The following is a 21,206-nucleotide window of genomic DNA, read 5'->3' as shown; positions in this document are numbered from 1 at the left end:
GGACGCCCCAGACAAATGAAATTTCTGTTTAATGTCTTCACGCCGCCTCGTCCGGCGGGGGCAGCGCATGCGATGCGGCAACGAAACAGATTGTAAAAACAGCGCCCGGCAGATCGGGGTCGCGCCGCGCGGCGCCAATGCGCAGGACGGCATTGTGAAGCTGCACGATCGCCAGCACGAGGCTCAGCCCCAGCCCGCTGCCGGGGACATGCCTGCTTTTGTCGGACCGGTAGAAACGCCCCGTCACCGCCTTGCGTTCCTGCGGCGGGATTCCGATGCCCGTATCCTCCACCTGCAGCGACACGCCATCGGCGTCCTCATAGGTCCGGATGGTGACGTGGCCGCCTTCGGGCGTGAACTTCATGGCATTGTCCACAAGGTTGGCCAGGACCTCGATCAGCAGGTCACGATCCCCCAGCACCTGCATGACGCCATGCCCGGGGGTATGGCGCAGCACGATTCCCTTGCTTTCGGCAATGGGTTCGTAAAGGTCGATGATGTCGGTGGCCAGACCGTCGAGGTCCACCGTCCCGAATCCCACCCGGCGGCGTCCGTTCTCGATCTCGCCAATGCGCAGCAGCGCGGTGATGACGGCAAACGACTGATCGAGGTCATCGATGGCGCGCGCGATCACGTTGCGCAGCGCCTCGGCCGAATGCCCGGCGGAACGCGCGCGATCCAGCCGCGCCCGCACCCGCGTCAGCGGCGTGCGCAGGTCGTGGGCGATATCGTTGCCCACGTCGCGTATCTCGTCCATCAGGCGTTCGAGACGATCGAGCATCCTGTTGACGCTGCCCGCCAGGCGCTGCAGGTCGTCGCGCTGTCGCCCCGCCGGCAGGCGTTCATGCAGGTCGCCCTCCATGATGCGGTCGATGGCCTCGTGCATGTCCTTGACGCGCGCCAGGGCGCGATGGCTCAGCACGATGCCGGTCATCAGGGCGAACAGCACGGTCGGCACGATGGAAACCAGCAGCGAATGGCGCATCATCAGGCGCAGTTCGCTGCGCATGTGCCAGCTTCGCCCCAGCACCAGGAAACGCCCCCCCCGCACGCTGACCGCCAGCATGCGCAGGACGCCGGGCGAACCGGGGGAATGGTCGGTGTTCTGCAGGCTGATTTCATGGACGTGGCCATCGGCCACCAGCCCTTCAGGCCAGTCATGCAGGTCGCCGACAATGTAAAGATGGTCATGATCGAACAGTGTCGTGACGTTCATGATGACACGCAGGTCATCCGTCGCGCGGTCGCGGACCTTGCGTTCAAGGTCCTCCTGGCTTTCGGTCTGCAGCAGGGCGGCTTCGCGGTACAGCAGCGTGTCCGAACGCCGCGCCTCGAACACCGTGGCCTGGCTGTAGCCGAGGAAGAACTGGAACGCGGCGGAGCCGATCATGGCCGCGACAACCGCCAGCGTCAGGCGGAATGTCGCGGTCCGGAACAGTTCATTTAGAAACACGAAGCATGAACCCTGCGCCACGTATGCTCTGGATCAGGGAAGGTCCGCCATTTTCGTCCACCTTGCGCCGCAGCTTGCCGATATGGACGTCCACAAGGTTCGTCTGCGGGATGAAGCGGTAATTCCACACATCCTCCAGCAGCATGTTGCGCGTCAGCACCTGGTCGGGGCGGCGCATCAGGTATTCCAGCAGCCTGAATTCGCGCGGCAGCAGGTCGATCCGCTCCCCGTTGCGCGTCACGGTGCGTTCGATCAGGTCCATCGTCAGCGGACCGGCGCGCAGCATCGTCTCGCGCGAATTGGTGGGACGGCGCAGCAGGGCCTCCAGCCGCGCGGCAAGCTCCTCCATCGCAAAGGGCTTGGTCAGGTAATCGTCGCCCCCCGCCTTCAGCCCGCTGACCCTGTCATCGACCGCCGACAGCGCGGACAGCACCAGCACGGGCGCGCGCACCTGACGTTCGCGCAGGGTTTCGATCAGGCTGAGCCCGTCGAGTTCGGGCAGCATGCGATCGACGATCATCACGTCGAAATCATGCGCCAGCCCGACCTCCAGCCCCGCGGAGCCGGAGGTTTCGTGCCGCACCCTGAAGTTCCGGCTTTCCAGTTCCTCCGCCACTTCCTGCGCGATCTTGACGTCATCTTCCACCAACAGGACACTCGGGCCGGTCGGGATGACGGGAGAAGCCGCGTTTTCAACGCGATCGGATGTGTCGGGACCTGTCATGACAACTCCGAATATGCGGGAGGATGGGTACCCGCAGCTATTAAAATCCCTTTCACTCGAAAGGAAGCGGCACGGCGCGGTGAGCCGCCGCGGGCGCGTCCTGCCCACCCGCCGCGTCGGGTTCTGCCCCGGCTTCGTGCCCGTCGCGCCGCACGGGATCGTCAGCTGACGCGTCTGCAGCAAAGGACGCGGTGTCGAGATCGCGCAGCTGCCGCGTGACGGCGCCGGTGCGACGCCGGGCCTCGTCGATCGAACTGCTCATGGCGGAGGCATTGCGCGCCAGTTTTTCCAGCACCCCGTCCATGCGCAGCATTTCCTGACGCGTCGCCCCCAGCAGGCGCGCGATATCGTCGGTGCGCTTTTCCAGCGCCAGCGTGACATAGCCAAGGTGGATCGTGCGCAGCATCGCGGGCATCAGCCCCGGCCCCATGATGATGACGCGACTGGTGCGCCCGATTTCATCGATCAGGCCGGGAATGCGCGCGACCTCGGCATACAGCCCGTCGGTCGGCAGGTAAAGGACCGCGAATTCCACCGTGACGGGGGGCAGGATGTATTTGGCGGCGATCTTGCGCGCCTCGATCCTGACCGTCGTCTCCAGCGCGCGGCGCGCGGCGCGTTCGGCATCGGGATTTACATCCTCCACCGCCTGCAAAAGCCGCTCGTACGCCTCGGTCGGGAATTTGGAATCGATGGCCAGCACGGGGGGAACGGAGGCCTTGACGGGCATGCGCACCGCGAATTCCACCACCTCGCGGCTCTTGTCGCTCAGGCGGCAGTTCGCCTCATACGCCCCTTCGGGCAGGACATCGTCCAGGATGGCGCGCAGCTGCGCCTCCCCCCATCCGCCACGCGTCTTGACATTGGAAAACAGACGCTTGAGGTCACCGACCTGCGCGGTCATGGCCGAAACCTCGCCCATCGCCTGCTGCATGGAGGCCAGCTGTTCCAGCACGCGGCGGAAGGATGTCTGCATCTGGCGTTCCACCGCCTCATGCAGGCGTTCGTTGACCGCCTCGCGTATCGCCTCGAGCTGGGTGGCGCTGTCGGCGGTCATGGCGCGCAGGGCCTCCGACAGGCTCAGGCGCATCTCGCCCATTTCCCGGCTGACGATGCTGGCGATGCGGCCTAGCCCCTGCGACGTGTCCTGGTGACGCTGTTCCAGGCGGGCGGTCAGCACGCGCTCGATTTCCGCAAGGCGCGCGCGCTGGGCCTCGGCATCGGCCATGCGGGCGGCACTTTCGCGCTCGACCATGACATACAGCCGCGCCAGCAGGTCCCCATCCCCCCGGCCGCCATCGCGCTGGCGCAGGAGCGCGAAAAGAAGCAGGCAGGCCGCCGCCGCGCACAGCGCCGAGGTCCATATCGCGATCATTGTCAGCGTGTCGAACAAGACGAATGTCCCCCCAAGCCCATATCCTTCCTCAAAAAGAACAAAACATGTCCATAGCCTGTAATGCAGATACAGCAGCCCGACCATACATTTTTGGAATATCAGCCCTTCATGCTATGCCGGAACCGTTCCGCCTTCCGGCAGGTCACCAGCTTTTCAATCCCGCACACGCCACGGGCGCGATAGGCTGCCCCTCCATCCTGTTTCCCCCGGCATGGCCGGACCGTTTCCTCACCAGGGCCCCAACCGCATGATCCACGTTCCCCCGACGACGACGGCGCGCCCGCGCTCCCTGTTCCGAAGCCTGTATTTCCAGGTGATCGTCGCGGTGATCGCCGGCATCGCGATCGGCCATTTCTGGCCGCAGGCGGGGACCGCGCTGAAACCGCTTGGCGACGGTTTCATACGGCTGGTGAAAATGATCATCCCGCCGGTCATCTTCCTGACGGTGGTGACCGGGGTGGCCGGCCTGTCGGACCTGGGCAAGGCGGGGCGCCTCGCGGGGAAGGCGATGGTCTATTTCCTGACCTTCTCCACCCTTGCGCTGGTGGTGGGGATGCTGGTAGCCAATATCGTGCGGCCCGGTGCCGGCGTGCACGCCGATCCCGCCCTGATGGACGGGCAGGCCGTGGCGTCCTTCGCCGCGCAGGCCAAGGCCCATACCTTCAGCGGGTTCATGCTGAACATCATCCCCGACACCGTCATCAGCGCCTTCGTCTCGGGCGATATCCTTCAGGTGCTGCTGATCGCGATCCTGTTCAGCATCAGCCTGTCGCACATGGGATCGCGCGGGCATGCGATCCTGTCGCTGTTCAGACAGCTGACGGAGCTTGTCTTTGGCGTCGTGCGGCTGGTCATGCTGGCGGCCCCCATCGGGGCGTTCGGGGCCATGGCGTTCACCATCGGCCGCTTCGGCATCGGCTCGGTGCTGGACCTCGCCTTCCTCGTGCTGACATTCTATGCGACCTCGGCGCTGTTCATCATCGTCGTGCTGGGGCTTGTTGCGCGCTATAACGGCTTTCGCATCCTGCCGCTGCTGGCCTACCTGCGCGAGGAACTGCTGATCGTGCTGGGGACGAGTTCGTCGGAATCCGCGCTGCCGTCACTGATGACCAAGATGGAAAATGCCGGATGCGCGCCATCGGTTGTCGGGCTGGTGATCCCGATGGGATATTCCTTCAACCTTGATGGCACCAACATCTACATGTCGCTGTGCGCCCTGTTCATCGCGCAGGCGACGGGCGTGGACCTTGGGCTGGGGCAGCAGATATCCCTGCTGCTTGTGGCGATGATCAGTTCGAAGGGCGCCGCGGGCGTGACCGGGGCAGGGTTCGTGACCCTTGCCGCGACGCTGGCGGTGGTGCCGGACGTGCCCGTCAGCGGCATGGCCCTGATCCTGGGGATCGACAGGTTCATGTCGGAATGCCGGTCGCTGACGAACATCATCGGCAATGCGGTGGCCACCATCGTCCTCGCCCGCTGGGAAAGGGAACTGGATACAAAGCGCCTCCATGCCGCGATGGCCGGCCTGATCCCCGAGGAAGAGGCCGAACGCCCCATCATCGCCGGCAGCGCCGAAAACGCCTGATCCCCTTATCCCCGCCCTTCATGGACGCAAGATACCCCAATCCATGCACATTCCCCCTTCCCCCGACGTCACGCTGACGACGCGCCAGCGGATACGCAGCATCGTTGCCGGTTCATCGGGCAACCTGATCGAATATTACGACTGGTACGTCTATGCGGCGTTTTCGCTGTATTTCGCCCATGCCTTCTTCCCCCATGGCAGCCAGACGGCGGAACTGCTGCGCACGGCCGCGATTTTCGCCATCGGCTTCCTGATGCGTCCGATCGGGGGATGGGTCATGGGGCTGGTGGCCGATCGCCACGGCCGCCGCTTTGCGCTCAGCATATCGGTGCTGGCAATGTGCGCGGGATCGCTGACGATCGCGCTATGCCCCGGCTATGACAGCATCGGCATCGCGGCACCCGCCATCCTGCTGCTGGCGCGGCTGGTGCAGGGGCTGAGCCTTGGCGGGGAATACGGGGCCAGCGCCACGTACCTTTCGGAAATCGCCCCCCCGGCACAGCGCGGATTTTACGCCAGCTTCCAGTATGTCACGCTGGTCGCGGGGCAGCTGCTGGCGCTGGTGGTGCTGCTTTTGCTGCAGTTCGTCATCCTGACCCCGCAACAGCTCGGGGCATGGGGGTGGCGCGTCCCCTTCGGCATCGGCGCGCTGCTGGCGCTTTCGGTCCTGTGGTTCCGGCGCGGCATGGCCGAAAGCGAACAGTTCCGCAACGCCACCCGCGATCCCGCGGCGGCGGGCGGCCTGCGCGTGCTGCTGCGCCACCCGCGGGAGGTCATCTCGGTCTGCGGGCTGACCCTTGGCGGGACGGTCGCGTTCTATACCTTCACCATCTACATGCAGAAATACCTCGTCAACACGACGGGGCTGAGCCGGGAACAGTCCACGGTCGTCTCCACCACGGCGCTTGCGATCTTCGCGCTGGCGCAGCCGGCATTCGGCGCGCTGTCGGACCGCGTGGGGCGGCGGCCGCTGCTGCTGTCGTTCGGGGTCATCGGCTGCATCGTTACCGTTCCGCTGATGCACGCGCTGGGACAGGCGCACTCCCCGCGCATGGCGCTGCTGCTGGTGGTGGTCGCGCTGCTGTGCATTTCGGGATACACCTCGATCAACGCGGTGGTGAAGGCGGAGCTGTTTCCCACCCGCATCCGGGCACTGGGGGTGGCGCTGCCATATGCGCTGACCGTTTCCATCTTTGGCGGCACGGCGGAATATGTCGCGCTGTGGTTCAAGGAAGCCGGGCACGAGGAATGGTTTTACTGGTACGTCACGGGCTGCATCGCCTGTTCCCTGCTGACGGTCCTCTTCCTCCTGCCCGCGCGTGACAGCATAACATCCGGCACGCAAGAGAGTGTCTGAAACAGCCAGACCTGACAACTCACTGAAATAATAAAAGTTTTTTGTGAAGCTTTTAGCAAAAAGCTTCAAAAGGACACCGCCTTTCTGAAAAAAGGCGGCACCCAAAAACTTTTGTAATTTATTATCAGCAGGTTGTTTTCAAACAGTCCCTAAGCTGCCTGCCCGCATATGCGCGGCAGTCCATCACACTGGTTCAGGGCGCACAGGTTCAGGACGCGCCGGTTCAGTGCAGGTGGGCCAGGTTCCGCAGGAAGCCGGGCAGCAGCAGGGCATAGGGGTTGACGTGCACGCTCGGGTTATCGAACGACCCGCTGATCTGGTACGTGGCCGAGACCACGCCCCCGTTCTTTTCAGGGCTGAACAGCCATCCCAGCACGCCGGGCAGGTGCCCGGGCGCGGCATTGACGGCAAAGGCCGGGATGATCGTCCCGTCCAGGTCCAGCGTCGCCTGGTCAAGGTTGATGCGCCCGGCCACCGTCGCCCCCAGCGAGGCGTTGCTGACCAGCCCGTCCGTAATATTGACCACGCCGTCGCGGAACGTCAGGGGCACCTTGACATGTTCCACCTGGAATTCCGGCGCATGCGGCGCCTTCATCCATCCGTAGATGGAGGCATTGTTCACCATCCGCACGATGGAGGGCACCTGCCGCAGGACAAACGGGCCGGTGCTCAGCTGTCCCGAAAACGGCGCACTGGCGTCGACATCGTCGAATGATCCCTCCAGGTCGACCTGCCCGCCTTCCATCCTGTCGCCAAGCTTCATGGCCTTGAGCAGGCTGCCCAGATCGGCGATGTGCATCGACAGGACGCGGCTCTGCCCGTGCGGGACCAGCGTCGCGGTGGCGGCCGTCGGGCCGGTCATGGAAAATGTCCCGCGCGTCAGGCGGACGCCATCATCCTCCAGATGGCTGTGCACGCCCTGGATCGACTGCGTCCTGTTATAGAAGACGGTACGGGCATCGACATTGATGTTCCAGCTGCGCCCCGGCGCGCTCCTGACCCGTCCGCTGGCGGCTTCGGGCATATGGTATCCCTTCGCCTGCTTCGCAGCCGCCCCGTCCGCCTTCTCGTTCTGTTTCTGGTATTCCAGCAGCGGCGAGAGGTCGAGCACGCGGGCCGCGACGGAAACGCCATAGGGATCCCTTTCCCCCGCCGGGATGGTGATGATGGCGTTGCCGTTCGAACGCCCCACGCGGAACCCGTGCAGGATCAGGCGGCGGCTCATCCCCTCGGCCGTTTCGGCATGCCCGTCAATCAGCAGTTCCGGTCCCACCGCGCGTATGTCCTCGATCGAGGCGACGCGCCCGTGATCGAGGTTTATGACGACCGAGGCATTCGCGTCCTCGCCCACCTGCTTGCTCCAGATCGGGATGGTCAGGGCCGAGCGCTTGAGGTCGAGGTCGATGTCCACCTGCGCCTTTCCGCCCGGATACCGGTCATAATCCACATCCAGCGCGGCGCTGCCGCCAAAATGCTCCCCGGTGTCCAGTCCGGCGCGACGCACGCCGCCGGGCGTCAGGTATCCCTGCACGCTCGCGCTTTCGACCGCATGGTCGGGCGCCCCGGCGCGGAAATCCATGGTATAGAGGATCGTTGACGGAATGCCCGACAGGTTGCCCGTCCCCTTGAGCAGCAGCCCGTCGATCGACGCGTCGATCCCGAAGCGCCCGGCATCAAGGGAACGCCCCATCACCACATTGCCCAGATGCACCTGCGCCAGATCGGTATGCGTGCGCAGGTCGATCTGCGCCAGCTTGACATGGGCATCCAGCGGAAGCGCGATATGCAGCGAGACGTTGGCCTTGCCCGAAGGCGAGGTAAAGGTCATCGGGTGGCGCGACAGGACGTTGAGCCGGGGTTCGGCCAGAAGGGCCAGGATATCGCGCGCATTGCCCTGCAGGGTGGTGTTGATGTCGCCCATCTGGACCTTTTTCATCAGGCCAGTAATCAGCATCGAACCCGGCCCGACCTCGATGCGGCCGACCCCCGTCGCGTTGACGTGGCGGTCGGTGCGGTCAACCAGCTGGTACGCGTGGCCAAAGCTGATCGCGATTTCGTCCGGCCCCTCGAACGTCAGGTGGGCGTCCATGTCATGCAGCGGCGGGATCGGGCGCAGCCAGTACAGCTCCATCCCGTCGGCGCGGATGTCGCCGGTCAGCGATGTCAGGTCGAGGTTGTTCCACCCGTCGTGGCTGACCAGCCCCACGCGCGCCTGAAGCTCGCTGACGTGCCCCTTCGTGATGTTGGTCGTGACCCAGCGCCGCGCGCCCTTCATCGCGCCCACCGGCCAGAAATCCCCCAGCGTCGAGAAATCGAGCGCCAGCGCCTCCGCCGAGATGCCGATGCCCAGATCGCGCGGATGCACGAGGGAGGAGGCATGCAGGCTTGCCGTCGCCGTCAGGGTGGGGCCGCTGCCATCGTCGTCGGGATGGCCCGGCGCGCGCAGGTGCACGACCATCTTTTCCAGCGTGGCGCGGAACGGGCCGTCGAAAGGCGCATCCTGCCCCCCCGGATCGAACGAGGCGACCAGATGCGCCTCCCCGTCGCCGACCAGCAGCCTGCCGCTCTTGCGCGTGGTAATGGCGCCATTGCCGACCTTCAGGTAGACGCCCAGCGTCCGCGGCGTCATGAACTGCCCCGCCCCGCCGGACGCCAGCGACAGCTGCAGCGTCCCGCCCACCGGCAGGTCCAGCGCCGCCACGTCCTTCTGTCCCGGCACGAAGGCCGAGGGACTGACCGGATCAAACTTCACCGTCCAGTCGATATGGCCGGGGGAAGCCTCGTTCCCCTCACCCCGCATGATAAGGCGCTTGCCACTGCCCACCAGCATGAAACCGACCGAGCCACTCGCCCCGACCTGCCCGTCATGCGACACGATATGCAGGTTCGCGGAGGCATCGCGCGTCTGCCATACCTGTCCCGAGATGTGGTCGGTGAATTTTATCTGCGCGTCCGAGACGATCAGCCGCCGCAGGCGCGACAGGTCAACCGGGCGGCTGTGGGAATGGCTGTTGTCATCGGGAATGTCGGGACCGAGGTCGATCCCGATTTCGCCGTCCGTGCTGCGTTCCAGCGTCAGGTGGACGTCACTTACCGACAGGTGGTGCAGCACCACGTCCCCATGGACCAGTGCCGGGGTATTGACCACGACATGGCCATGGCTGATGCGGTTGGAGATGCTGCCATCCGCGTTCATGATGGTCACGTCGCTCGCCCAGACCTCCAGCGGCGCGCGGATCCCCGCATGCAGCGCGTTCCACCCCACCAGCACGCGGCCCACCGTCAGGCGGCCCAGCCGGCCGGTGGGATCGGGCGCATGCACGACCGACAGCGGCGTCATCAGCCGCACGACCGGCGTCACGTCGATCGGCCCGGTGGACAGGCGCAGCGTCAGGACCAGCAGCAGTGCGGCAGGCAGGACGATGCAGGCCAGCAGCGTCCATATGACCACCCGCAGCACCCGCAACCCGATCAGGCGCAGCCGCCCGTTCGGGGCGCGGGGGGGCGGGGACGTATCTTGACCGTCGTGCGTCATGACGTCCACGTTGCACCCGCGTGCCCATGCGCGCGATGTCGCCATTGCTGACCAGGTTGTCCCATATGTCCCAGCGCCCCGTCACACCAGACACCCATCGCGCAGAGATCCATCCCGGATGGCGGGACTGCGCATGGCCCGCGGCGGCCGACGCGCGGGCGGCGGGGCACCTGCACGAGGATCTGGAAAAGGCGATGGCCGGACATGGGCTGGACACGGCGGTGCTGTCGGTCCCGACCGTGGCGGCGATGGTGCGGGCGATGGGGGGAAACAGCCCCTACCTTTCCGATCTGGCGCGACGTGACGCCGATGCCTTCGCCCGCCTGCTGCGCGCAGGCCCCGAGCGCGTGATGGCCGACATCCTGGCCGACCTGCGCGCCGAGGCGCCACAGCAGCCCCGCCACGACATCGCGCATGTCCTGCGCACGGCCAAGCGGCATGCGGCGCTGGCCATCGCGCTGGCCGATATCGGGGGCGCATGGTCGCTGCAGCAGGTGACGCACGCCCTCAGCCATCTGGCCGAGACGACGCTGCATCTCGCGGTCAGACATCTGCTGCGCATGGCCCATGATACAGGCCATCTGGTTCTGCCTGACCCGGACGACCCCGCGCGATGCAGCGGCTTTGTCGTCCTGGCCATGGGAAAATTGGGCGCGCGGGAACTGAACTACTCCTCCGATATCGACCTGATCGTCCTTTACGACCCGGCCTGCCACCCCGAACACGAGGACCTGCGGCGTATCTTCGTGCGCATGACTAGCGACCTTGTCGGCCTGATGGAAGCACGCGATGCAGATGGTTACGTTTTCCGTACCGACCTGCGCCTGCGCCCCGATCCATCCGCCACCCCCATGGCCGTGTCCTTCCCCACGGCGATCACCTATTATGAAAGCATGGGGCGCACATGGGAACGCGCCGCCATGATAAAGGCCCGCCCCGTCGCTGGCGATATCGCGGCGGGACAGCGTTTCCTGGCCGCTATCCACCCCTTCATATGGCGACGGCACCTCGATTTCGCCGTCATCGACGACATCCATGACATGAAAGCACGCATCGACCGCCACCGGAATGCCGGAAAAGGCGGACTGCTGGCGCTTTGTGGGGAAAATCCCGCCCCCGACGACGCCATGCGCGACTGGCTGCTGGGCCATGACGTGAAACTGGGCCAGGGCGGCATCAGGGAGGTGGAGTTCGTAGCGCAGGCGCTGCAACTGGTCTGGGGCGGCCGCAGGCCCGACCTGCGCGATCCCACCACGCTGGGCGCGCTGCGCCGGCTGGCGCGGGCGGACCTGATTTCGCATGCGCAGCACACAATCCTGTCTCGCAACTATCACATGATGCGGCAGGTCGAACACCGGCTGCAGATGCGTGCCGACCACCAGACGCACCGGCTGCCGGAAACGCCCGACAGATTCGATCATTTCGCCATATTCATGAACGCGGCGGACGGCCCTGCCCTCGCCCACGCCATCGTGCCGGGCATGTGCCAGTCGCGCCGGATATTCGAACGCCAGTTCGCAGAGCCGGGACACCCCGGCGACACCATCGCCCCCGATGACGCGGAAGTGGGAGAGCGTCTGGAACAGGCCGGTTTCCCTGCCGATACCCTCGATACCGCCCGCGCCATCCTGCAACGGTGGAACACGAACCGCCTGCGCGCGCTGCGCTCGGACCGCGCCCGCATGCTGCTGCACCGGCTGCTGCCCGGGATATTGCGCGAAATCGGGATGCGGCGCGATCCGCTGACGGTGCTGCGCCGTTTCGACACGCTGCTGGAACGGCAATGGGCGGGGGTGCAGTTTCTTTCGCTGCTGGAACGCAATCCCGCGCTGGTGCACCGGATCATGACCGTGCTGGACTGCTCCCCCTTCCTTGCCAACCATCTGGCGCAGGCGCCCTCCGCGCTGGATGGCCTGCTTGACGCCAGCACGACGGAGGCGACGGATGACACCGCGCGCGCCGCCGTGGCGCTGGTGCGCCAGCACGTGGCGCAGGACATGGGCACCGAACGCCTGCTGCCGGTCCTGCGCGGATTTGTCTGCGGGGAGGAATTCCGCCTGTCCGTCGCGCGCCTTGAACACCGCATGGCCGAGGACCGCGCCGCGCGGGTGCGCACCGCGATGGCCGATGCGGTGATGCGCGGCCTCCTGCGCACGGTCACGGCGGAACACCGCGCGCGCCACGGCCACGTGCCGGGCGGCGCGATGGCGGTCGTGGCGATGGGCAAGGCCGGATCGCGGGAGATGATGCCCGGATCCGACCTCGACCTCATGCTGGTGTTCGACCATCCCGACGACGTGATGGAAAGCGTCGTGCCGCGTCACGCGCGCACGCCCGGCGCGCGCCCGCTGGGGGCCGGGACCTATTTCGTGCGGCTGGCGCATGCCTTCATCGCCGCCCTGACCGCGCCGGGGGCCGAAGGACCGTTGTACGAGGCGGATATGCGCCTGCGCCCGTCGGGATCGAAGGGACCGGTCGCGGTGTCGCTGGCGTCGTTCCGGCGTTACCACGCGGAATCGGCATGGACATGGGAACGCATGGCCCTGACGCGCGCGCGCGTCGTCGCCGGGCCGCCCGCGCTGGCCCGCCGCCTGCGCGATGCCATCGACGTGGCGCTGGATGGCGACGCGGACAGCGGGCGCGACATCCCCGCCGACACGGTGCGCGAGGACGTGCGGGCGATGCGGGTGCGCCTGATGCGCGAACTGCCGCCGCAGGGGCCATGGGATATCAAGCGCCGGGCAGGTGGCCTGATGGAAGTGGAATTCATCGCGCAGGGACTGCAGCTGCTGTGCGCCCGGCATGATGCGCGTTCCACCTGCACGCGCGTCGCGTTCACGCGGCTGGCGCGCGCGGGCATGCTGTCGGCCACTGACGCGCGGATGCTGCGCCGCGCGGACCTGTTCTGGCGTTCGGCGCAGAGCATGCTGCGCATCCTGATGGGCACCGAAATCCCCGACCGCCTGCCCCCCGCCGCGATGGAAATCATGCAGCGCGAACTCGCCGCCGACAGCGAGGCCGACATGCTGGCCCGCATGGACGACATGGCCCGTCATGTGCGTGACGCGTTCAGCCGCCTGATCGCCCCCCTGCCACCCGCGCAGGACATCCCCGCCACCTGATCGCGCAGCATGAAGATATTGCACGTCCGCGCAAAGCCCCACACAAACGGCAGGACATGATGCGCGGGCGCCCCGACCTGTCCCGCGCGATATTTCCCAAAGGCATTCCATGATGAACGAAACGTCTCTTCCCACCTTTCCCGAACCCGGCGCGCCCGTCCCCGATTTCGACATGCCCGCAAGCCACGGCCGCCATGTCAGCCTGTCGATGCTGCGCGGAAAGCCGTTCGTGCTGTATTTCTATCCCAAGGCGAACACCTCGGGCTGCACCAAGGAAGCCTGCGGCTTTCAGGAGGAACTCGGCGCGCTGGACAGGGAAGGCGTCACCGTGATCGGCGTGTCGCGCGATGCGATGCCCGCCATCGAGAAGTTCGCTGCAGCACAGCACCTGACCTTTCCGCTGGCGTCGGATACGACCGGCGCGGTGACCGAGGCGTATGGCGTATGGATCGAAAAATCGATGTATGGCCGATCCTACATGGGAATCGAACGCGCCACCTTCCTGGTCGACGGGCAGGGCCGGCTGGTGCAGGCATGGCGCAAGGTGAAGGTCACGGGCCACGTCGCCGCGGTGATGAAGGCGGTTCACGCCCTGCGCGGCGACGGCTGACCCCTTACGCCGTCACGCCTTTCGTCAGTATCCCGGCGGTCCGTAATATCCACCCCCGTAAGGGCCCGGCGGCGGGGGTGGCGGCGGCGGCCCGTAATAGGCCTGCGGCTGCGGCCTGTAATAATACATCGGAGGAGGGGGCGGTGGCGGCGGCGGAGGGGGGGGCGGCCCGTAGGCATTCATGATGGCGCCATCGACCATGCCGCCCACCATCCCGCCGACAAGGCCGCCCACGAATGCGTCCCCCGCGCCACGATGCGCCTGGGCGGCGGGGGCAAGGGCGAACATCAGCCCACCCACCACTGGCGCAACCATCAATGCCCGCATGAAACCACGCATGTTCCTGAAACTCCCTGTGTCCGTGCCGCCAGTGATGGGCCGTCAGTGACGACCCGCCATAACGGCGCAGGACCAAGGAAACAGTGCCGTCATGGCGATTTGCAGGCAGCCCGCGCCCCTTTCGCGCCATAATGCGCAACGATGCGCGGCAGGCAGGGGGTCAGGGATGGGCGGCGTGGACTTCCTTCAGTCCGGACGGCACGTCGAAAACGGCTGAATCCTGCGGGATGGTGGCAATGCTTGTGGCCTCCACCATCACCTTGCCGTCGCGCACGACCTCCAGCATCACGCCATCATCGGTATAGCAGATCTCGCTTGGACGCTGGTCGGTATCGCTGGTCTGCCACAGGGTGCAGGCATGCCCCGCCACCGTGGCGCTGCCGGTACGCAGCCACGATCCCTCCGCCCGGCGGGAGGGGTCGACCGAAGCCGCGCCCGGCGCGGGGATCACGGTTTTCATGCGCCGGTCGGGGTCGATCACGGTCAGGGTCCTGTCCCGGTAATCGGTAATCATGTACGTGCCGGTATTCCCCGGATCGATACGCTGCGTCATCTTCGCCTCGGACCAGCGCATGCGCTGCGTCATCGTGGCCTGCGCGTCATGGGGGGGATAGATCGTATAGGTCACGTCCACATCATGCTGCGGCGTGACGAACGGGGCTTCCCCCGCCGATGCCGCCGCGGGCTTTTCCCCCGCCGCATCGGCGGCGCGCGCCGCGCCATGGACCATGACGGCCGATGCCAGCAGGAGAATACCCATCATCCCCCTGCCTGTCCGTCCCCTGCCCGTCCGTGTCCCGATCGATCCACGCGCAAATCCCATGAAACGGTCTTTCCCTGATGTGATGTTCATTTCTGTTCCGATGTCTTTGGGGTGCCGGAGGGGCTGCCGGGCGGCGGGGGCGGATCGACGCGCCGGTAATCGGCCGGCGGCTGGAACATGCTGTCGGCGATCGGTTCATACGAAACGTGCGTCGCCTCCAGCCTTCCCTTCAGCCCGTCGCCATCGACCCCGATTTCGCGCAGGATCACCCCGTCATCCGTCACGCAGGCGACTGCCGTGCCCTGATCGGTGCGCACGTCCCATTCCGTGCAGGACACGCCCGCCACGCTGGACGTGCCCTTGCGCGAAAACGACATGGACAGGTCCAGCAGGAACGGGTTGCGGATGCCATAGCGGGCGTCAAGCTGGCTGTAGATCTTCTGCGGGTTGATGATGATGGTGACCTGACGGTTCATGCGGTTGAGAATTGTCTCGCCCATTCCCTGCGGGCTGTCGATTCGCATCAGGCCGCCGTTATAGGCGAACCATGTCCGCACCTTCTTGGGTTCCGGCACGCCGTCGGGCTGCACGTCGTAATCCACCTGCACGTCGCGCGTCGGGGTCAGGGGGGGATGGACAGCGGGCGGGGACGTATCCTGCGCCCATGCCATGCCGCAGCCCGCGCCGGACGCCACCAGCACGGCCAGCGCCATCCGCCGCACGCGTCCGCCCCGCGCGGCGGGGATGCGGGCCGCGCCGTCATGCATACACACTGGATCTGTCATGGCTTCCCCCATCGTCATCTCGCGCTGACCCAAACCCGGCGACCGGGTCATGTCAACCTCCGGCGCGGATCGCACGCATGGCTGCCACGATTTGGGAACTTTTCCCGTCATCCGGCCAGCTCGCCGGCATCGCGATGGCCTGGCGCAGCCGGTGCTTGTAATCCGCGGCCGGGATCTCGACCCCGCCAAACGTCGCAAGGTGCGCTGTGCCGAACTGCGTATCCAGCAGCGCGTATCCCCCGACCCGCAGCCGCGCCACCAGATGCACCAGCGCCACCTTGGACGCGTCGCGTTCGCGGCTGAACATGCTTTCGCCAAAAAATGCCCCGCCGATGGAAACGCCATACAGCCCGCCCACCAGCCTGCCGTCGCGCCATGTCTCCACGCTGTGGGCGTATCCCATGTCGTGAAGCCGGCAGAACAGGTCGATGATCTGGTCATTGATCCATGTCTGCTCCCGCCCCGGCGCGGGCTGCGCGCAGGCGGCGATCGTGGCGTGGAAATCGCGATCGGACACGATTTCAAAACGGCCGGACATGACGGTCCGGTACAGCCTGCGCGGAACATGAAAGGCATCCAGCGGCAGGACGCCGCGCATCGGCGGGTCGTACCACTCCAGCTCCGTGGCGTCCGCGTCGGGCGCCATGGGAAACAGCCCGACCGCATAGGCACGGATCATCAGATCCGGCGTGATCTCCACCACTTCCCCTTGACCCGTCATGTTCTTCGGATAACCCTCCCGTTACGCCGGTTCCAGACCGCGCACCGCGTCATAGGACCGGGGCCGCCGTACAGGCAACAGGCCATCTCCCACTCTGCTGCAAGGGAAGACGTTTTACCATGACCTCTCCTCGTCCCCGCCTGCTTCTGACGCAGCGCCAGACGCCAGCCGTCATGGCGCGCGCGCAGAAGGACTTTACCGTTTTCCCGGTGCCCGAAACACAGATGACGACGGCCCGGCTGCTTGACGCGGCGGCGCGGTTCCAGCCTGACGCCATCATGGTGTCCACCTCCCTGCCGGTGCGGGGGGCGGATGTGGCGCGGCTGCCATCGTCCGTGCGCGTCATCGCCACCGTCAGCGTCGGCACCGACCACCTCGACATTCCCGCCATCGCCGCGCGTGGCATCGCGCTGAGCAACACGCCCGATGTCCTGACCGACTGCAATGCCGACCTTGCGCTGATGCTGATCCTTGCGGCATCGCGACGGGCGGCGGAATACCTCGCCCTGATGAAAAAGGGGTGGGGCCGGGGGCTGGCCATGGATGAAATGCTGGGCTGCCGCGTGACGGGCAAGACGCTGGGGATCATCGGCATGGGACGGATCGGCCGCGCGGTGGCGCAGCGCGCGCGGGGCTTTGACATGAAGGTCCTGTATTCCAATCGCCGTCGCCTTCCGCCCGAGCAGGAAAAGGATGCACGGTATTTCGCAACGCCCGAGGAAATGCTGCCGCATTGCGATATCCTGTCGCTGCACATGCCGGCATCGGCGGCATCGGACGGGATGATCGACGCGCGGATGCTGGGCCTGCTGCCGCGCGGGGCGATTTTCATCAATGCCGCGCGCGGCGCGCTGGTGGATGAGGACGCCCTGATCGCCGCCCTGCGCGACGGGCATCTGGCGGCGGCGGGGCTGGATGTCTTTCGCAACGAACCCACGCCGGACGCGCGCCTGCTGGAACTGCCCAACGTCTTTGCAACGCCACATATCGGCAGCGCCACCATGGAGACACGCACCGACATGGGGATGCTTGCCCTCGACAATGTCGAGGCGGCACTGCAGGGCCGTCCGCTGCTGACGCCCGTTACGGGCTGAAGGGGAACATTCCAATGGAAATTGCCGGGATATTCCTGATTTTCGCGGCGCTGTGCTACGGGGTTGAACTCATTTTCCCGTACATGGCCGGCTATTGCGAAACGCTGGAAGTGTTCTACCTGCTTTTCGCGGTCCTGACGCTCGTCTTTCAAGTCCTGCGCCGCGACCCGTCCCCGCCCCCCGTGACGGCTCCGCCCGCGAAGTAGGCCCCCTGCCCGCCATGGGCAGGCAGGGCCAGGGCAAGCCGGGCCAGGGCAACCGGTGGCGGATATGCCCGCGCGGGGGTCAGAGCTGGCTGGTTTCCGCCTGTCCCGCGACATGGGTGCGCAGGTCCTGCGCGGTGCGGCGCACTTCCGGCCCGAATTCGCGTTCCAGGCGGCGGATGGTGAAATGGGCCTGCGCCACGGCGCGGTAATGCGCCAGGAACGCGGCGTTCAGCGACGCGCCGCACAGGGCGCCGGCCACCGGCATCATCTGCACCGCCAGCTTGCGCGACAGGCCCAGCCCGTAATGGGCCGCGACCTCGCTGATCAGCATCACGACCGGACGCCCCCGCAGCATCGCACGGGCCGAGAAATAGCCCAGTTCGCTTTCCGGATCGCGCGCGGCGAACGGGAACGCGCGCAGGGCGAACACCTCCAGACAGGCGGTGCGCGCGTCGGCCGTGGACAGGTCCTCGCCCTGTTCGCGGGCGATGCGCGCGATTTCACGCATGATGGTCATGGTGGTGAACCCGACATCGCCCACAAGGCCGGGCAGGCCGGTAAACCCGCCCACCGCGCCGGAAACCGCGACCGCCGCGCGGACCGCCGGATCGCGCCACTGCGCCATGGCGCCGGGTTCGGCGCGCGCGTCCTCGGTCGGGCGCATCCCCAGGACCGCCACGTCAAAGGCACGGGTGATCGCGGTTTCCGCCACGGACTGGAGCCTTGTCTGGAACGCGGGCGCCAGCCCGAGGCCGCGCATGCCCAGACGCGCGGCCTGCCCAACGGCGCCGCCCATCAGGTCCGCAAGGCGGACAATGACCCCACGCCCGCTTTCCACCCGCTCAAGCGCCTGCTGGAGTTCGGTCATCGACGCGCTGTCCAATGCCATCGGCGCCAACTCGCTTCCGGTACCTGTACTCATTGCAATGCCCTCTTGCCTGATGGTGCCTGCCGGTCCCCGCGCCCATGTCCCGCGTCAGGAGACAGGCGCGCCGACCGTTCTGGTGGTTTTGAACATCATAACATGCCTTTGGCAATTCGCGTGCCGCCGGTCCGCCCCGCGTAAAAAGCCTGACCGCGCAACAGTACGGCGGCATGCGCACCAAGCGACGCAGTGCCTTTGCACGCCGCCTGCCTCATGCCGCGTCCGTCGCATCGGTCGCGGCCCACCGTCCCATCCGGCACAGCCGGGTCCAGTGCGCCTGCGACACGGGCACGACCGACAGCCGCGACTGCCGCACCAGGGCAAGGTCCGCCAACGTGGAATCGGCCTTGATTTCCGCCAGCGTGACCGGACGGGGCAGCGGCCCCACCGTGCGGACATCGACACAGATCCAGCGCCCCTGCGGATCGGTCGGATCGGGATAGGCCGCGCGCGCGACCTCCACCACGCCCACGATTTCGCGCCCGACATTGGAATGATAGAAAAATGCCCGATCACCCACGTCCATCGCCATCAGGTTCTTTTTCGCCTGGTGGTTGCGCACGCCCGTCCATGGCTCCACGCCATTGGCGACCTGTTCGTCCCATGAAAACGCATCAGGTTCGGACTTTATCAGCCAGTAGTTCATTCCACCCGCGCGCCATCACGAAAAACTGAACGGAACGGCCGGATGACGACGCTTTCGAACAGGTCGGCCTTTGCATACGGATCGCCCGCGGCGAACCCTTCCGCCGCGGCGCGGTCGGCCACGTCAATCAGCAGAAGACTGCCGCACGGACGGTTGTCCGCGTCAAGGACCGGCCCCCCCTGGACCAGCCGTTCGCGATAGGTTTCAAGATAGGCCAGATGCCGCGTGCGGGTGGCCTGACGGGTTTCATGGGATCCGGGCTTGTCAGTACAAATAATCGCGAACAGCATGCTTTTCTCCTCTTTGGCTCGGCCCCGCGCATTGTCCGGACAGGACTGGCCGTGTCTTTTTTGACACGATAGTGTAGAGCAGGAAAACAGATGCACACGCAGATGTGCCAAGAGACTGGTTTTTTGCGGATCCCTTTCCCTTATTGACGGGTGCCCCCACGGCACGGATGGACTTAACCTTGAACGCGACGCAGAGCCTTACCGCACGGACAGGCAACCTCTTTCATCGCTATGCCAACCCCGGCCGCTTCCTGCGGCTTGGCGCGCGCCTTCAGCCATGGCTGACATGGCCCGCGCTGCTGCTGTCCGTCACGGGGCTGGTGTGGGGACTGTTCTTCTCTCCCGCCGACTGGCAGCAGGGCGACAGCGTGCGGATCATGTATGTGCATGTCCCCACTGCATGGCTGGCATCCTCAGGGTATATGGCGCTGGCGGTATGCTCGCTCCTTTCCCTGGTGTGGCGCCATCCGCTGGCCGATCTTGCCGCCGTGGAAATCGGTCCGGTGGGGGCCTCCATCACCGCCGTATGCCTTGCCACCGGCTCGCTGTGGGGCAAGCCCATGTGGGGAACGTGGTGGGTCTGGGACGCGCGGCTGACATCGGTGCTGGTGCTGTTCTTCCTCTATCTTGGCCATATTGCCCTGATTCGCGCGTTTGACGAACCACAACGTGGTTACCGCGCCGCCGCGATCCTGGGGCTGGCCGGGGCGGTGGACCTGCCGATCATCAAATTCAGCGTCCAGTGGTGGAATACCCTTCACCAGCCCGACAGCATCACCGTCACCGGCGCGCCGACCATGTCCACCTCCATGCTGTGGCCACTGGCGATCGTGACGCTGGGCTTCACGCTGGGATTCGGGGCCATCGTGCTTGCGCGCCTGCGCGCCGCCGTGATGGAAAGCCGCATCCGCACCGCCCTGGCCGCGAACCGGGGACGCCAGGACACCAGCACCGGTAACGCCGCATGACACATCTTCCCTATATCATCGCCGCCTACGGCCTGACGCTGGTGGTGGCCGTGACCCTTTCGCTTAACGCCGCGATCCGCCTGCGCCGCGCGCGCCTTGCCACGATCGAACGCCCCGGACGCAACGCGAACGCGGCAGGGCGGCGGGCATGACGCGCAAGACGCGCCGGCTGTGGCTGGTGATCGCGTGCCTGATCGGACTGGGTTCGGCGGCCGCGCTGACGCTGAACGCGTTTTCCTCCAACATCGTCTTTTTCATGGCGCCGTCGCAGGTCCATGCGAAACCGCCGCCAAAGGACCGCACGATCCGCTTGGGCGGCATGGTGGTGGCCGGCAGCGTCCGGCGCGAGAAGGTGAAGGATACGCCTGTCGCGATCTTTGACGTCACCGACGGACAGGATGCCGTGACCGTGCGTTACGAAGGCATCCTGCCCGACCTGTTCCGCGAGGGGCAGTCCGTGGTGGCCGTGGGCACGATCAATCCCGACGGCACGATGCGCGCGACCGAGGTTCTGGCCAAGCATGACGAGACCTACATGCCCAAGGAAGTGGCCGAGGAACTGCGCCGCACCGGCAAATGGGACCCGCGTTACGGCAAGGCCCCCGACGCCGCAAGCTGGAACACCATGACCGCCAGGGACGCGTCCGCGAATACGTCCGGTCCCACGCAGCACGGAAGCTGATAGCA

20 protein-coding genes are annotated in these 21,206 nt (G+C 66.1%); 9 read left to right on the top strand and 11 right to left on the bottom strand.

Annotated elements, in window-relative coordinates; translation table 11 throughout:
* Positions 1–37 precede the first annotated feature (37 nt).
* The 3 genes from CFR71_RS00490 to CFR71_RS00480 are packed head-to-tail and all read right to left on the bottom strand — an operon-like array spanning position 38 to position 3,552.
* Positions 38–1,453: a sensor histidine kinase gene (locus CFR71_RS00490; protein ID WP_110526546.1), complete on the bottom strand. Its 1,416-nt coding sequence runs from the start codon at positions 1,451–1,453 to the stop codon at positions 38–40.
* Positions 1,440–2,177 carry a response regulator transcription factor gene (locus CFR71_RS00485; RefSeq protein WP_110526544.1) on the bottom strand — a complete coding sequence of 246 codons (738 nt, stop codon included), beginning with the start codon at positions 2,175–2,177 and terminating at the stop codon, positions 1,440–1,442. The genes CFR71_RS00490 and CFR71_RS00485 overlap by 14 nt, the downstream gene beginning before the upstream one ends.
* Before the next feature lie 52 nt (positions 2,178–2,229).
* Positions 2,230–3,552 carry a DNA recombination protein RmuC gene (locus CFR71_RS00480; RefSeq protein WP_110526543.1) on the bottom strand — a complete coding sequence of 441 codons (1,323 nt, stop codon included), beginning with the start codon at positions 3,550–3,552 and terminating at the stop codon, positions 2,230–2,232.
* Positions 3,553–3,820: 268 nt separating this feature from the next.
* On the opposite strand from CFR71_RS00480, the gene CFR71_RS00475 reads away from it, so the two are divergent.
* Both CFR71_RS00475 and CFR71_RS00470 read left to right on the top strand, forming a co-directional pair.
* Positions 3,821–5,158, top strand: coding sequence for a dicarboxylate/amino acid:cation symporter (locus CFR71_RS00475; protein ID WP_110525652.1), 1,338 nt, complete (start codon positions 3,821–3,823; stop codon positions 5,156–5,158).
* Between the two features lie 43 nt (positions 5,159–5,201).
* Positions 5,202–6,515: an MFS transporter gene (locus CFR71_RS00470; RefSeq protein WP_110525649.1), complete on the top strand. Its 1,314-nt coding sequence runs from the start codon at positions 5,202–5,204 to the stop codon at positions 6,513–6,515.
* Positions 6,516–6,738: 223 nt separating this feature from the next.
* On the opposite strand, the gene CFR71_RS00465 is transcribed toward CFR71_RS00470, so the two are convergent.
* Positions 6,739–10,095 (bottom strand): AsmA-like C-terminal region-containing protein, encoded by a 3,357-nt coding sequence (locus tag CFR71_RS00465; RefSeq protein WP_239020211.1) that lies wholly within the window; start codon positions 10,093–10,095, stop codon positions 6,739–6,741.
* A 20-nt stretch (positions 10,096–10,115) separates the two neighbouring features.
* Here CFR71_RS00465 and CFR71_RS00460 point away from each other — a divergent pair, with 20 nt between their 5' ends.
* Together CFR71_RS00460 and CFR71_RS00455 are read left to right on the top strand one after the other, a co-directional pair.
* Entirely contained in the window at positions 10,116–13,172 is a 3,057-nt protein-coding gene (locus CFR71_RS00460) for a bifunctional [glutamine synthetase] adenylyltransferase/[glutamine synthetase]-adenylyl-L-tyrosine phosphorylase (protein WP_110526541.1), read from the top strand.
* Positions 13,173–13,281: 109 nt separating this feature from the next.
* Positions 13,282–13,782, top strand: coding sequence for a peroxiredoxin (locus CFR71_RS00455; RefSeq protein ID WP_207781307.1), 501 nt, complete (start codon positions 13,282–13,284; stop codon positions 13,780–13,782).
* Positions 13,783–13,806: 24 nt separating this feature from the next.
* On the opposite strand, the gene CFR71_RS00450 is transcribed toward CFR71_RS00455, so the two are convergent.
* The 4 genes from CFR71_RS00450 to aat all read right to left on the bottom strand — a co-directional run bounded on the left by CFR71_RS00450 (position 13,807) and on the right by aat (position 16,390).
* A complete protein-coding gene (locus CFR71_RS00450; RefSeq protein WP_110525642.1) occupies positions 13,807–14,121 on the bottom strand; it encodes a hypothetical protein in 315 nt (104 codons plus the stop codon).
* A gap of 160 nt (positions 14,122–14,281) precedes the next feature.
* Positions 14,282–14,884 carry a hypothetical protein gene (locus CFR71_RS00445; RefSeq protein WP_239020210.1) on the bottom strand — a complete coding sequence of 201 codons (603 nt, stop codon included), beginning with the start codon at positions 14,882–14,884 and terminating at the stop codon, positions 14,282–14,284.
* A gap of 86 nt (positions 14,885–14,970) precedes the next feature.
* On the bottom strand, positions 14,971–15,651 hold the full coding sequence (locus CFR71_RS00440; protein ID WP_408891554.1) for a hypothetical protein: 681 nt from the start codon (positions 15,649–15,651) through the stop codon (positions 14,971–14,973).
* A 70-nt stretch (positions 15,652–15,721) separates the two neighbouring features.
* Positions 15,722–16,390 (bottom strand): leucyl/phenylalanyl-tRNA--protein transferase, encoded by a 669-nt coding sequence (gene aat / locus CFR71_RS00435; RefSeq protein ID WP_110525639.1) that lies wholly within the window; start codon positions 16,388–16,390, stop codon positions 15,722–15,724.
* Positions 16,391–16,509: 119 nt separating this feature from the next.
* Between aat and CFR71_RS00430 the strand changes: the two genes are divergently transcribed.
* Both CFR71_RS00430 and CFR71_RS00425 read left to right on the top strand, forming a co-directional pair.
* Entirely contained in the window at positions 16,510–17,484 is a 975-nt protein-coding gene (locus tag CFR71_RS00430; RefSeq protein WP_110525636.1) for a 2-hydroxyacid dehydrogenase, read from the top strand.
* A 14-nt stretch (positions 17,485–17,498) separates the two neighbouring features.
* A complete protein-coding gene (locus CFR71_RS00425) occupies positions 17,499–17,690 on the top strand; it encodes a hypothetical protein (RefSeq protein ID WP_110525633.1) in 192 nt (63 codons plus the stop codon).
* A 79-nt stretch (positions 17,691–17,769) separates the two neighbouring features.
* Here the strand turns inward: CFR71_RS00425 and CFR71_RS00420 are convergent, their stop codons facing one another.
* From CFR71_RS00420 to CFR71_RS00410, 3 genes are all read right to left on the bottom strand, one after another.
* On the bottom strand, positions 17,770–18,612 hold the full coding sequence (locus CFR71_RS00420; protein WP_110525631.1) for an EcsC family protein: 843 nt from the start codon (positions 18,610–18,612) through the stop codon (positions 17,770–17,772).
* A gap of 214 nt (positions 18,613–18,826) precedes the next feature.
* Positions 18,827–19,261 carry an EVE domain-containing protein gene (locus tag CFR71_RS00415; RefSeq protein ID WP_110525628.1) on the bottom strand — a complete coding sequence of 145 codons (435 nt, stop codon included), beginning with the start codon at positions 19,259–19,261 and terminating at the stop codon, positions 18,827–18,829.
* Positions 19,258–19,551, bottom strand: a complete 294-nt coding sequence (locus tag CFR71_RS00410; protein WP_110525625.1) for a YciI family protein — start codon at positions 19,549–19,551, stop codon at positions 19,258–19,260. Before CFR71_RS00410 ends, CFR71_RS00415 begins: the two co-directional genes overlap by 4 nt.
* A gap of 179 nt (positions 19,552–19,730) precedes the next feature.
* Between CFR71_RS00410 and CFR71_RS00405 the strand changes: the two genes are divergently transcribed.
* Genes CFR71_RS00405 through ccmE form a run of 3 tightly spaced genes read left to right on the top strand, consistent with a single transcriptional unit; the run spans position 19,731 to position 21,201 of the window.
* Positions 19,731–20,519, top strand: coding sequence for a heme ABC transporter permease (locus CFR71_RS00405; protein WP_110525622.1), 789 nt, complete (start codon positions 19,731–19,733; stop codon positions 20,517–20,519).
* On the top strand, positions 20,516–20,671 hold the full coding sequence (locus tag CFR71_RS16335; RefSeq protein WP_165832008.1) for a hypothetical protein: 156 nt from the start codon (positions 20,516–20,518) through the stop codon (positions 20,669–20,671). The genes CFR71_RS00405 and CFR71_RS16335 overlap by 4 nt, the downstream gene beginning before the upstream one ends.
* Positions 20,668–21,201: a cytochrome c maturation protein CcmE gene (gene ccmE / locus CFR71_RS00400; RefSeq protein ID WP_110525619.1), complete on the top strand. Its 534-nt coding sequence runs from the start codon at positions 20,668–20,670 to the stop codon at positions 21,199–21,201. Before CFR71_RS16335 ends, ccmE begins: the two co-directional genes overlap by 4 nt.
* Positions 21,202–21,206: the final 5 nt, after the last annotated feature.

The organism is Novacetimonas pomaceti (assembly GCF_003207955.1).
Classification (GTDB): Bacteria; Pseudomonadota; Alphaproteobacteria; order Acetobacterales; family Acetobacteraceae; genus Novacetimonas; species Novacetimonas pomaceti.
The sequence above is the reverse complement of the archived record's forward strand: the minus strand, read 5'-3'. Positions and strand labels throughout refer to the sequence as shown.